Genomic DNA, 13,740 nt, shown 5'->3' with positions numbered 1-13,740 from the left:
AAAAGCAAAGTTTCTAACTAAATAGAAGCTTTGCTTTTTTTGAATAGTATATTAATGATGGAAAAATTATCCAATCATTAACGAAAAGAGTGTGTTGTCTGTGTTAAGATATTGATAGTCGAAATGATGATTTTCTAATCTAAAAATTAAACCATCTAAATCTTCTTTTTTGTCTAATTCAATGCCAACTACTGCTGGACCTGTTTCTTTGTTATTTTTTTGCGTGTATTGGAAATAGGTGATGTCATCATTTTCACCCAAAACTTCGTTCACTAATTCTTTTAAAGCGCCAGCACGTTGAGGAAAATTGATAATGAAATAATGTTTCAAACCTTCATATTGCAAACTTCTTTCTTTTATTTCTTCCATTCGCGTAATGTCGTTGTTGCTTCCACTAAGCACGCAAACCACATTTTTTCCTTTGATTTCTTCCTTGAAAAAATCTAAAGCCGAAACACTCAAAGCGCCTGCTGGTTCTACAACAATTGCGTCTTCATTGTACAAACGCAAAATGCTCGAACAAACTTTTCCTTCTGGAACAGCACAAGTTGTTTCTAAACCTTCTGCACAGATTTTGTAGGTTTTTTCACCTGCTTTTTTTACAGCTGCGCCATCTACAAAAGGGTCAATCTTCGCTAATGCAACAGATTGTTTTTGTTTGATAGCTTCTGCCATACTTGCTGCGCCACTCGGTTCTACGCCAATAATTTTGGTGTTTGGACTAAGTGTTTTCATCACAGAAATAACGCCAGATGCTAAACCTCCACCGCCAATTGGCACGAAAATATAATCGATTGGTTGATTGCATTGATTCAAAATTTCTAAAGCAACAGTTCCTTGTCCTGCGATTACTTTTTCGTCATCAAAAGGATGAATAAATGTAATATTTCCTTCTTGGGATAATTGATGTGCAAAAGCCGATGCATCATCAAATGTATCACCATGTAAAATGATTTCGATTTGATCTTTCCCAAACCATTTTACTTGTTTTATTTTTTGTTGAGGTGTCGTCGTTGGCATCACAATTTTACCTTTGATATTTAATTGTTGACACGAATACGCCACACCTTGTGCGTGATTTCCTGCACTTGCGCAGATTACACCATTATTTTTTTCTTGTTCTGATAACTGAACGATTTTATTATAAGCACCACGTAATTTGTATGAACGGACGACTTGTAAATCTTCTCGTTTTAGATAGACATTCGCATCAAATTGACGACTTAAATTTTCATTGAAATCGAAAGGAGTGTTTTTGGCAACTCCTTTCAAATTCATTTGTGCTAAGTTTACTTCGTCAAGCGAAACGCCTAAGGTCTCAGTTTTCTCACTTCTAAGTCCCTTTGTCATAATTCACTATTTTCTTAGTTATTTTAATATTTGATTATGCCGTTTTTATGGTTTTCATAGCAGTCATTGCTTTACGAAGTTTTTTTCCCACAGTTTCGACAGGATGATTACGTAAAACATCATTTATGTGTACCAATGTCGCATTGTCAACAGCATTGTCTTTTCCTTCGTTGTAATTTTTTCCGACAACGTCTACGTTTACTTTTGTCATAAAATCTTTTAACAAAGGTTTACAAGCCTGATCGAAAAGATAACAACCATATTCTGCTGTATCAGAAATTACACGATTCATTTCGAATAATTTTTTACGAGCAATTGTATTTGCAATCAATGGTGTTTCGTGTAATGATTCGTAGTAAGCAGATTCAGGTTTAATACCTGCTTCCACCATAGTTTCGAAAGCTAATTCAACTCCAGCACGAACAAAAGCAACCATTAAAGTGTAATGATCAAAATATTCTTGTTCAGTAATATTTGCATCTCCAGCGGGTGTTTTTTCAAAAGCAGTTTCTTCAGTTTCAGCTCTCCATTTTAATAAGTTTTTATCATCATTCGCCCAATCTTCCATCATTGTTTTACTAAACTCACCAGAAATAATGTCGTCTTGATGTTTTTGGAATAATGGACGCATAATATCTTTTAATTCCTCTGATAGTTCAAAAGCTTTAATTTTAGCAGGATTACTTAATCTATCCATCATACCGCTAACTCCACCATGTTTTAAGGCTTCTGTAATTACTTCCACACCATATTGAACTAATTTTGAAGCATAACCAGCATCAATTCCGTTTTCAATCATTTTTTCGAAAGAAAGAATAGAACCTGTTTGTAAAAGACCACATAAAATGGTTTGCTCTCCCATCAAATCTGATTTTACTTCCGCAACAAATGATGATCTTAAAACTCCCGCTCTGTGACCACCAGTTCCTGCACAATATGCTTTTGCTTGATCAAAACCTTTTCCTTCGGGATCATTTTCTGGGTGAACGGCAATTAATGTAGGAACTCCGAATCCTCTTAAATATTCTGCACGAACTTCCGAACCTGGACATTTTGGTGCAACCATTATTACTGTAATATCTTTACGAATTTGCACACCTTCTTCTACGATATTGAATCCATGAGAATATAAAAGTGTAGCACCTTGTTTAATAAGTGGTTGAACAGTATTGATAACTTGCGTATGTTGTTTATCCGGCGTTAAATTCGCAACAACATCAGCATTTGGGATTAATTCCTCGAAAGTTCCTACTGTAAAATTATGACTTGTTGCATTTTTCCAAGAATCTCTTTGTTGTTCAATCGCTTCTTTGCGTAACGCGTATGAAACATCTAAACCGCTGTCTCGTAGATTTAATCCTTGGTTTAACCCTTGCGCACCGCAGCCTACAATCACAATTTTTTTGTCTTTTAATGCGTCTGTACCTTTTGCGAATTCTGAGTTATTTAGAAATTCTGCTTGTCCTAGTTGATATAATTGACCTCTTAATGATAGTGAATTAAAGTAATTAGTCATTTTTGATTTTTTAATAAAATTATTTGTTGAATTATTCGTCTTTACATTGTGAAAACTGAGGTTCCTTCGTTTAGGAATTCATTTTCGATTACTTCTTTTGATGGCTCGTCTTTTTCGAATTGTAATAATTTTTCATGGAAACCAGCACTTGCTTTTATAATGGCTATTCTAGCTCCACGAACAAATTCTATTAAGCCATATTTAGTCAGCTCTTGTGTTAGATTATCAATTTCCTCACGATGACCAGCTGTTTCAAAAACTGTATAATCATTGCGAATCACAACTGTATTCGCGCCATATTGACGTAATAAACGTTCAACGTATGCCTTTTCAGCAATAATGTTAGTGGGTACTTTGTATAAAGCTTGTTCTTGCCAGATTAATTCATCATTATTATTGAAATAAGCTTTAAGAACATCGATTTGTTTTTCAATTTGCATGCAAAGTTTTCGAACGACTTCTTCAGATTCTTCAATTACAATTGTAAATCGGTGTACATTTTCTATTTCTGATGGAGAAGTGCTTAAACTTTCAATATTAATTTTTCGTCGAGTAAAAATTCCTGCAACTCTTCCCAAAATTCCTATGGAATTTTCTGTATATAGCGTAATTGTATATTCTTGTTTTGAGTCCATAATAATTTATTTTAATCTAATTTCAGAAACACTTGTACCTTGTTCTACCATAGGAAATACATTGTTTTCTTTTCCTACCATAACTTCTAAAAGATAAGAACCATCATGCTCTAACATCTCTTTTAAAGCATTTTTCAAGTCGTTTCTTGCTTCTATTTTTTGACCTTCTATTTGGTAGGCTTTTGCAAGTGCTACAAAATCTGGACTTGTAATATCTACGAAAGAATAGCGTTTGTCGTTGAATAATTCTTGCCATTGACGCACCATTCCAAGGAAGCTATTGTTTAGGATTAATATTTTTACTTTAGCTCCAAATTGCATAATCGTTCCCATTTCTTGTAACGTCATTTGGAAACCACCATCTCCACAAACCATGACAATGTCTTTTTCTGGTGCTCCATACCATGCTCCAATTGCTGCAGGTAAACCAAATCCCATTGTTCCTAATCCTCCTGATGTAACCAAAAGCTTAGAATCTTTGAATTTCGCGTAACGACAAGCCGACATCTGATGTTGTCCTACGTCTGTCACAATAACGGCTTCTCCTTTAGTTAATTCATTTAAGGTATTGATAACCTCAGCCATAGATATCACATCAGTTGTTGGATGGAATTCTTTATTAATAACTTCTGTACGTTCTTCTTTTTCGAGATCTCTAAATTCTTTTAACCATTGAGAATGATCATTAGGATGAATCAAATTTGTTAATAACAGAAGTGTTTTTTTACAATCTCCCCAAACAGGGACAGCAACTTTTACATTTTTACCAATCTCTGCTGGGTCAATATCAAGATGAATCACTTTGGCTTGTTTTGCATATTTGTCTAAGCGTCCAGTTACGCGATCATCAAACCTCATTCCTATGGCAATTAATACATCGCAATCATTTGTTTTAACATTAGGTGCATAATTACCATGCATACCTAATAAACCTACATATTGTGGATGATCAGTATCTAAAGAACTTAATCCCATCAAAGTTGTTGCTACAGGAATTCCAGATTTTTCTAAGAAATCGTTTAATTCTTGTTCAGCTTTTCCAAGTAATATTCCTTGACCAATAATCGCAAATGGTTTTTTTGCTTGATTAATAAGTTTAGCAGCAGCTTTTATATATTCAGTTCTTATCTCTGGTTCTGGTCTATAACTGCGAACATGCGTGCATTTCTCATACTTTTTCTTTTCGATAAGTTGTATTTGAGCATTTTTTGTAATGTCAATTAAGACAGGTCCTGGTCTTCCAGAGCGAGCAATATGAAATGCTTTTGCTAGAACATCATTTATTTCTTCTGCATCAGTAATTTGATAATTCCATTTCGTGATAGGATTAGTAATATTGATAACGTCAGTTTCTTGAAAAGCATCCGTTCCTAAAAGAGAAGCGAAAACTTGCCCTGTGATACATACAATAGGATTGCTATCAATCATGGCATCTGCAATTCCAGTGACTAAATTCGTTGCGCCTGGACCACTCGTGGCAAAAGCTACACCTACTTTTCCTGAAGTTCTTGCATAACCTTGCGCAGCGTGAATGCCTCCTTGTTCATGACGAACTAAAATGTGTTCTAATATATCTTTGTAATCATACAAAGCATCATATATAGGCATAATTGCGCCACCAGGATAGCCAAAGACTGTTGTAACTCCTTCGGACAATAAAGCGTTAATAATCGCTTGTGAACCTGAAATTTGAGTTGGTTTATTGGTCAGTAAGACATCCTTCTGAAGCGTTTCCGACTTGCTTTGCGTATTTGTATAAGACTCCATTTTTTACTTTTAATGCGGGTTGTTTCCAGTTATTTTTTCGATTTTCTAATGTTTTTTCATCAATCAAAAGGTTTAATTCATTTTTGTTGATGTCAATTTCGATGAGATCATTATTCTCGACTAATGCGATTGGACCTCCTTCAAAAGCTTCTGGTGTTATGTGACCGACGACAAATCCGTGCGTTCCGCCACTAAATCGTCCGTCTGTAATCAAAGCGACTTTATCTCCTAATCCAGCTCCAATAATGGCAGATGTTGGTTTCAACATTTCTGGCATTCCAGGACCACCTTTCGGACCTTCGTTTCGGATGACGATAACGCTTCCAGCTTTGATTTGTAAATCTTCGATTGCTTTTAAAACTTCAACTTCGCTATTAAAAACTTGTGCTTTTCCTTTAAAATAAAAACCTTCTTTTCCAGATATTTTAGATACCGATCCGCCAGGAGCAAGGTTTCCGTAAAGCATTTGTAAGTGTCCAGTTTCTTTTATGGGATTAGATAATGGACGAATAATATTTTGTTTAGAGAAATCTAAATCAGGAACCGATGCTAAATTTTCGGCTAATGTTTTTCCAGTAACCGTTAAACAACTTCCATCGATTAAATCTTCTTGTAACATATACTTTAAAACAGCAGGAACTCCACCAACTTTACTCAAATGTTCCATCAAGTATTTTCCACTAGGTTTTAAGTCTGCTATTACTGATGTTTTATCGTTAATTGCTTGTATATCGTCTAATGATAATTTGATATTCATAGTCGCTGCAATTGCTAATAAGTGCAAAACAGCATTTGTGCTTCCGCCTAAAACAACAATTGTTTTGATTGCATTTTCTAAAGAATTCTTCGTGATGATATCACTTGGTTTAATATCTTTTTCTAATAAAATTCTTAGATAATGTGCCGCAGTTGTACATTCGTTTTTCTTTTCTTGACTAAGAGCAGGGTAAGACGAAGAATAAGGTAAACTCATTCCCATTGCTTCAATCGCCGCTGCCATTGTGTTTGCTGTATACATTCCGCCACAAGCACCTGGACCAGGACAAGCATTCTGAATGATTCCACAAAAATCTTTGTCATCAAGATTTCCGTTTAATTTTTTTCCTAATGCTTCGAAAGCAGAAACAATGTTTAATTCCTCTTCTTTGTAATGTCCCGGAGCAATTGTTCCACCATAAATCATGATCGAAGGACGGTTTAAACGTCCCATTGCCATAATCGATCCTGGCATGTTTTTATCACAACCAGGAATAGTAATTACGCCATCGTAAAAGTGTCCTGCACAAACAGTTTCGATAGAATCTGCAATGATTTCTCTACTTACTAAAGAGTAGCGCATTCCTGAAGTTCCGTTGGTAATTCCATCGCTAATTCCGATAGTGTTGAACTTCAATCCGATTAGGTTTTCGGCTTTCATTCCATCTTGTACCAACTGTGCAAATTGATTTAGGTGCATATTGCAAGTATTTCCATCGTACCCCATGCTTGCAATTCCGATTAATGGTTTTTTAAGGTCTTCGTTTGTTAAGCCAATCCCATGTAACATCGCTTGTGACGCGGGTAAAGTGTCATCTTGCGTAACGGTTCGACTATGTTTGTTTAGTGCTTTGTTGTTGTTTTTCATCACTATTTATTTGACATTGTTTGTATTAAAAACATAAAAAAAAGCCACCCTGAATAAAGGTGGCTCATAAAAAATCGTTCAAAAAATTTGTCATAAAACCACCTTTCCTAATCGTAAGACCAAGACTAAAATAATAATGATAATAATGACGAAATTGTTTTGCATAATATTGTTTAATTAATTTTTCTCCATAAAAAAAGCCACCTCGTTAAGAAGTGGCTTTAATTGTTATTTTGTACGTACACAACTAATTACCACTCCCTGGGATAAGAATGACTAAAATAATCAAGTTGATAATGTTGTGAACTAATTTCATTTTCTTTTTTTGATAAGCCAAAGCTAGGATTAATTTTTTTAACTTAGCTCAACTTTTTTTATAAATTTTCCGAAAAATTTTCATTAATTGAAAATTCGCATTTTAACATTGCTTTTTTTAAAGATTGTTTAAAAATAAGTTTATAAAATTTTATATTTGCAAAACTTTGGAACAGAAAACTATTCACAACGTTTTTAGCTTATACGATTCTTCAGATTTCGTACAGAAGCTTATTGTCAATTTTAAAAATAATCCACAGCATAAAGTCAATATCAAAGGTTTTTTAGGTTCAGGATTGAGCATTATAACTGGTCATTTATATGATCGTGTTGCGCGTCCTACGATTCTAATTTTTGATGATAAAGAAGAAGCGGCTTATGTGTTAAATGATTTGGAAACTTTGTTTGATAAAGAACAAATTCTATTTTTTCCGTCTTCTTATAAGCGTCCTTACGAAATTGAGGAAGTAAATAATGCAAATGTTGTTATTAGAACAGAGGTTTTAAATGTATTATCGCATTCGAAACGCCCAAAAATTGTGGTGACATATGCGGAAGCCTTGTCTGAAAAAGTAGTGACAAAAAAAGCGCTTTCTACGAATACACTTAAAGTGAAGGTTGGAAATGATTTAGGAATTGATTTCTTAACGGAGGTTTTATCTTCTTATAATTTTCATCGTGTTGATTTTGTTTCTGAACCGGGAGAATTCTCGATTCGTGGTGGAATTATAGATGTTTTTTCGTTTTCGAATGAGCATCCTTATCGAATTTCGTTGTTTGGTGATGAGGTGGAAACCATCAGAACGTTTGATATCGAGAATCAATTGTCCATTGCAACGACAAAAGAAATTACGATTATTCCAAATCTTGAGAGTAAATCGATTAACGAAAAACGAGAAAGTTTCTTAGAATATATTTCGAAAGATAGTTTAGTTATCGCGAAAAATATTTCTGTTTTAGCGAAACAAATCACCAAGAATTTTGAACAAGCGGAAGTTGCTTTTTCAGAATTGAAAGGAGAAATTAAACAAGCAGAACCGAATCATTTATTTTTGAATGAGAATGCATTTCTTCAACAAATTTCATCTTATGGAGTTATTGAATGTTCCATGAAATCTTATTTTGAAACAGTTGAAGAAATAGAATCACCATTCAAACCTCAACCAAGTTTTAATAAGCAATTCGAGTTATTAATTGATGATTTGAATGAGCATAAAGCCGAAGGTTTCAAAAATGCACTGATTTGTTCCAATGAAAATCAAATCAAACGTTTCGAAGAAATTTTTGATGATATCGGAAAAGAAGTTTCATATATTCCCGTTTTGGGATCTATTTATCAAGGTTTTATTGACGAAGAAATCAAATTAACGTGTTATACAGATCACCAGATTTTTGGTCGATATCATAAATTCAATCTTCGAAATTCATTTTCCAAAAAAGAAGCGATTACGCTAAAGGAAATCAATTCGTTGCAAGTTGGAGATTTTGTGACGCATATAGATTATGGGATCGGAAAATTTGCAGGTTTGGTACGATTGAATAATAATGGCGTAACGCAAGAATCAATCAAATTGATTTATCAAAATAATGATATTCTGTATGTTAATATTCATTCGTTGCATAAAATTGCAAAGTTTAGAGGAAAAGATGGCGCTGAGCCAAAAATTTCAAAACTTGGATCTCCAGCTTGGAAAAATTTAAAGAATAAAACCAAAGCTAAAGTAAAAGAAATTGCTTTCGATTTGATTAAATTATATGCGAAACGCCGTGCCAGAAAAGGTTTTGCGTATTCGCCTGATACGTATTTGCAAAATGAGTTGGAAGCATCTTTTATTTATGAAGATACGCCCGATCAGTACAAAGCGACGCAAGATGTAAAAACGGATATGGAATCTGAACGCCCAATGGATCGTTTGGTTTGTGGAGATGTTGGTTTCGGGAAAACAGAGGTTGCGATTCGTGCGGCGATGAAAGCAGCTGTTGATGGAAAACAAGTTGCTGTTTTAGTGCCAACAACGATTTTAGCTTTTCAACATTTCAAGACATTTTCAGAGCGTTTACGAGATTTGCCTGTGAAAGTTGCTTATCTCAATCGATTTGTAACAGGAGCAAAGAAAAAAGCTGTTTTAGATGGTTTAAAATCTGGTCAAGTTGATATTGTGATAGGAACGCATCAATTGGTTAATCCAAAAATTGAATACAAAGATTTGGGATTATTAATTGTGGATGAGGAACACAAATTTGGTGTTGGTGTAAAAGATAAATTGAAAACACTTCGCGAAAATATTGATACATTAACCTTGACTGCGACGCCAATTCCGCGTACACTTCAATTCTCGTTGATGGCTGCGCGTGATTTATCGGTTATCAAAACTCCTCCACCAAATAGACAACCTGTCGATACGCAATTGGTTGGTTTTAATGAAGAGATTTTCCGTGATGCGATTATGTATGAAATGCAACGTGGTGGACAAGTTTATATCATTCACAATCGTGTGCAATCGTTAAAAGATATTGCTGGAATGGTACAACGATTAGTTCCTGATGCGAGTGTGGCGATTGGTCATGGACAAATGGATGGGAAAGAATTAGAAGCCGTTTTACTCGATTTTATTGATGGTCGATATGATGTTTTTGTGTCAACAACTATTATCGAATCTGGTTTAGATGTTCCGAATGCGAATACGATTTTAATTAATGATGCGCAGAATTTCGGTTTGGCAGATTTGCATCAAATGCGTGGACGTGTTGGTCGTAGTAACCGCAAAGCGTTTTGTTATTTGGTTGCGCCACCACTTTCGGTTTTAACGGACGAAGCGCGTAAACGTTTGCAAGCAATTGAGCAGTTTTCTGATTTAGGATCAGGATTCAATATTGCGATGAAAGATTTAGAAATTCGTGGAGCTGGAAATCTTTTAGGTGCTGAACAAACAGGATTTATGATGGATATTGGATTCGAAACGTATCAAAAAATCTTGAATGAAGCGATAGAAGAATTGAAAGAAACGGATTTCAAAGATTTGTTCGAAGATCAAAAATCGGAAGAAGTAAAATCGTATGTGTCGGATGTGCAAATTGATTCGGATTTACAAATTATGTTCCCAGACGAATACATTGAAAGTTCGGAAGAGCGTTTATTGCTGTACAAAGAATTAGCTGATGTCGAAACTGAAACATATTTACAAACGTTTAAAAATAATTTGATTGACCGCTTTGGAAAATTACCAATTGAAGCCGAAAATTTATTGGAATCAATTCAACTGAAATGGATCAGTAAAAAATTAGGTTTCGAACGTTTGGTGATGAAAAATGGTGTTTTATTGGCTTATTTTATTAATAAACCACAAAGCGAATTTTATCAGTCAGATGAATTTAGATTAATTTTAAATTACGTTCAAAATAACCCTAAAAACATCAGTTTTAAGGAAAAATCACCCAAAAAAGGAGAAGAGTACCCAACATTGTTAGTACGATTTGAACATATTAAAACTGTGAATGAAGCACTACAAGGTCTACAAAATTTATTAATTCATTAACTTTTTTAAGTTTTAATTAGTAATCTAATAAAATACATAGGGAGAATTGACCAAGTTGTTAGTTCTCCTTTTTTTATTCAATTATCAAACTTCCGATATAAATAAATAATATATAATTTATCATATAAAGAACTACAACTTACTGAAAACTAATTCACATAAATAATATGATATTTTATTATTATTTTTATCGATAAAATATTAGTTGGAAAAATAGTAAAGTAGTTATGGAAACAGCATCAAGTTATATTCCTATTCTCATTCTTTTTGTGATTGCTTTTGCGTTTGTAGCGGGTACTATCGTTGCGACGCATTTTCTTGGGCCATCGAGAAAGACAGACGAAAAATTAGAGAATTTCGAGTCTGGGATTGAGAAAGTTGGAAATGCAAGACAGCCATTTGCAATTAAATACTTCTTAGTAGCCATTTTATTCGTGTTATTCGACGTAGAGGTAATCTTCTTTTACCCATATGCAGCGAATTTTAAAGAGTTAGGTTGGGAAGGTTTTGCAGCAGTTGTAACATTCGTTGGATTATTCTTTGTGATGTACTTGTATGTACGCAAAAAAGGAGCTCTTAATTGGGAAAAATAGAGCGATTAAAATTCTAAAATAATAGTATAATGATTCATAATAAAAGACCAGTAACACACAATACCAATGTGAAGATTGTAGAGTCTCCAGGAGGTTTTGAAGGTGAAGGTTTTATGGCGATGCAACTATCAAAAGTAGTTGGATTAGCGCGTAAAAACTCTATTTGGCCTTTACCATTTGCGACAAGTTGTTGCGGAATCGAGTTTATGGCGACTATGGGTTCGACATACGATTTGGCACGTTTTGGATCTGAGCGTTTGGCTTTTACGCCTCGTCAGTGCGATTTGTTGATGGTAATGGGTACAATTTCTAAAAAAATGGCACCAGTTCTGAAGCAAGTTTACATCCAAATGGCAGAACCTCGTTGGGTGATTGCTGTTGGCGCTTGTGCAAGTTCGGGAGGAATTTTTGATACATATTCGGTCTTACAAGGAATTGATGAAGTAATTCCAGTAGACGTATATGTGCCAGGTTGTCCGCCTCGTCCAGAAGCAATTATCGATGGTGTAATGCGTATTCAGGAGTTGGTAGAGAGCGAAAGTGTTCGTCGCAGAAGTAGCGAAGAATATCAACAACTTTTAGCAAGTTATGGAATTAAATAAGTTGAAATAATGGACAATTCATTTATAAAAGACCGTTTGGTTCAGAAGTTTCAAGAAAATATATACGGATACGAAGAGCATTTCGGTGTATTGACTTTATACGCTAACAAAGATTTCAATCTAAAGATTTTACAATATTTATATGATGATGAGCAATTATCTTTCAAATTTTTGAAGGATTTAACTGCTATTCATTATCCTAATAATGTTGGAGAAGAATTGGTTGTAACCTATTTAGTTTATAATCTATATGAAGGAGTTGAGGTTCGATTAAAATTTGCTTTACCAATCGAAAAACCTTCGATTTTTACCGCAACTAAATTATTCGAAACAGCTAACTGGTTAGAGCGCGAGGCGTATGATTTCTATGGAGTTGATTTTGTAGGACATCCAAATTTAATTCGTGTCATGAATGTTCCAGAAATGGATTATCATCCGTTACGCAAAGAGTTCCCATTAGAGGATCAAACACGTAAAGACAAAGACGACGATATGTTTGGTCGTGGTGGAGATTTTAATTACGGAGGTTTTAATGTAAAAGCAAATTAACCATGGGAAAAGAGAAAACTAAAAAATTAAAGCATCTTGATCTTCCAGATGGTTCGTTAGAAAAAAGCACAATTACCTTAAACTTAGGACCTACGCATCCTGCAACACATGGGGTATTTCAAAATATTTTAGAGATTGATGGTGAAATCATCAAATCTGCGGTTCCTACAGTTGGGTATATTCACCGTGCTTTTGAGAAAATTGCTGAACGCAAACCTTTGTACCAAATTACACCTTTAACAGACCGATTGAACTATTGTTCGGCGCCGTTAAATAACTTAGGTTGGCACATGACAGTTGAGAAATTCGTTGGAATTGAAGTTCCAAAACGTGTTTCTTATTTGCGTGTTATCATTATGGAATTGGCTCGTATGGCAGATCATATTGTATGTAACTCGATTATGGGTGTTGATACAGGAGCATTTACAGGATTCCTTTATATGATGAAATACCGCGAGTTGATTTATGAGATTTACGAAGAAATTTGTGGTTCTCGTTTAACAACAAATATTGGTCGTATCGGTGGTTTCGAACGTGATTTTTCTGAAGTTGCTTGGACAAAAATCCATCGTTTCGTGAGAGAGTTTCCAGATGTCTTAACAGAGTTTGAAAACTTATTTTTACGTAACCGTATTTTTATGGATCGTACGCAAGGAGTAGGAGGAATTTCGGCTGAACGTGCATTAAATTATGGTTTCACAGGACCAAATTTACGTGCGGCTGGTGTAGATTATGATGTTCGTGTAGCGAAACCATATTCTCGTTACGAAGAATTCGAATTCGATATTCCAGTTGGTACAACGGGAGATTGTTACGATAGATTCTTAGTTCGTGGTCAAGAAATGTGGCAAAGTTTAAGTATCATTAAACAAGCAATTGCAAAAATTGATGCATTAGAAGGAGAAGAAGCAACGCAATATCATGCTGATGCTCCAGACTTTTATTTACCACTAAAGAAAGATGTTTACACAAAAATGGAAGCGTTAATCTATCACTTCAAAATTATTATGGGAGAGGTAGATATGCCAAAAGGAGAAATTTATAATTCAATCGAAGCTGCAAATGGTGAGTTGGGTTATTATTTCGTTTCTGATGGTGGACGTTCGCCATACCGTTTACATTTCCGTAGACCTTGTTTCATTTATTATCAAGCTTATCCAGAATTGATTGAAGGATCAATGATTTCAGATGCCATTATCACAATGAGTAGTTTGAATTTGATTGCTGGAGAATTAGATGCTTAATAAAAATTA

Annotated in this window: 10 protein-coding genes; 5 read left to right on the top strand and 5 right to left on the bottom strand. The window is 34.6% G+C overall.

Annotated elements, in window-relative coordinates; genetic code table 11:
• Window positions 1–66: 66 nt before the first annotated feature.
• Genes ilvA through ilvD form a run of 5 tightly spaced genes read right to left on the bottom strand, consistent with a single transcriptional unit; the run spans window position 67 to window position 6,892 of the window.
• Complete coding sequence (ilvA, locus tag HXZ69_RS03315; RefSeq protein ID WP_221854717.1) at window positions 67–1,350, bottom strand: threonine ammonia-lyase IlvA; 1,284 nt, start codon at window positions 1,348–1,350, stop codon at window positions 67–69.
• A 34-nt stretch (window positions 1,351–1,384) separates the two neighbouring features.
• Entirely contained in the window at window positions 1,385–2,866 is a 1,482-nt protein-coding gene (gene ilvC, locus HXZ69_RS03310) for a ketol-acid reductoisomerase (protein WP_286494976.1), read from the bottom strand.
• Window positions 2,867–2,907: 41 nt separating this feature from the next.
• Complete coding sequence (ilvN, locus tag HXZ69_RS03305) at window positions 2,908–3,501, bottom strand: acetolactate synthase small subunit (RefSeq protein ID WP_180905464.1); 594 nt, start codon at window positions 3,499–3,501, stop codon at window positions 2,908–2,910.
• Window positions 3,502–3,507: 6 nt separating this feature from the next.
• Window positions 3,508–5,268 (bottom strand): biosynthetic-type acetolactate synthase large subunit, encoded by a 1,761-nt coding sequence (gene ilvB, locus HXZ69_RS03300; protein WP_286494975.1) that lies wholly within the window; start codon window positions 5,266–5,268, stop codon window positions 3,508–3,510.
• A complete protein-coding gene (ilvD, locus tag HXZ69_RS03295) occupies window positions 5,201–6,892 on the bottom strand; it encodes a dihydroxy-acid dehydratase (protein WP_221854713.1) in 1,692 nt (563 codons plus the stop codon). Before ilvD ends, ilvB begins: the two co-directional genes overlap by 68 nt.
• Window positions 6,893–7,374: 482 nt before the next feature.
• Between ilvD and mfd the strand changes: the two genes are divergently transcribed.
• The 5 genes from mfd (at window position 7,375) to HXZ69_RS03270 (ending at window position 13,731) form a co-directional block, all read left to right on the top strand.
• Window positions 7,375–10,743: a transcription-repair coupling factor gene (mfd, locus tag HXZ69_RS03290; RefSeq protein ID WP_286494974.1), complete on the top strand. Its 3,369-nt coding sequence runs from the start codon at window positions 7,375–7,377 to the stop codon at window positions 10,741–10,743.
• A gap of 227 nt (window positions 10,744–10,970) precedes the next feature.
• Window positions 10,971–11,336 carry an NADH-quinone oxidoreductase subunit A gene (locus HXZ69_RS03285; RefSeq protein ID WP_115002285.1) on the top strand — a complete coding sequence of 122 codons (366 nt, stop codon included), beginning with the start codon at window positions 10,971–10,973 and terminating at the stop codon, window positions 11,334–11,336.
• Between the two features lie 29 nt (window positions 11,337–11,365).
• On the top strand, window positions 11,366–11,938 hold the full coding sequence (locus HXZ69_RS03280) for an NADH-quinone oxidoreductase subunit B (protein WP_038333376.1): 573 nt from the start codon (window positions 11,366–11,368) through the stop codon (window positions 11,936–11,938).
• 9 nt (window positions 11,939–11,947) lie between these two features.
• Entirely contained in the window at window positions 11,948–12,487 is a 540-nt protein-coding gene (locus tag HXZ69_RS03275; RefSeq protein ID WP_038333373.1) for an NADH-quinone oxidoreductase subunit C, read from the top strand.
• A gap of 2 nt (window positions 12,488–12,489) precedes the next feature.
• A complete protein-coding gene (locus HXZ69_RS03270) occupies window positions 12,490–13,731 on the top strand; it encodes an NADH-quinone oxidoreductase subunit D (protein ID WP_038333370.1) in 1,242 nt (413 codons plus the stop codon).
• Window positions 13,732–13,740 lie beyond the last annotated feature (9 nt).

This window comes from Empedobacter sp. R132-2 (genome assembly GCF_030324375.1).
In the GTDB taxonomy this organism is placed as follows: domain Bacteria; phylum Bacteroidota; class Bacteroidia; order Flavobacteriales; family Weeksellaceae; genus Empedobacter; species Empedobacter falsenii_B.
This window is presented reverse-complemented; position numbering and strand designations above follow the sequence as displayed.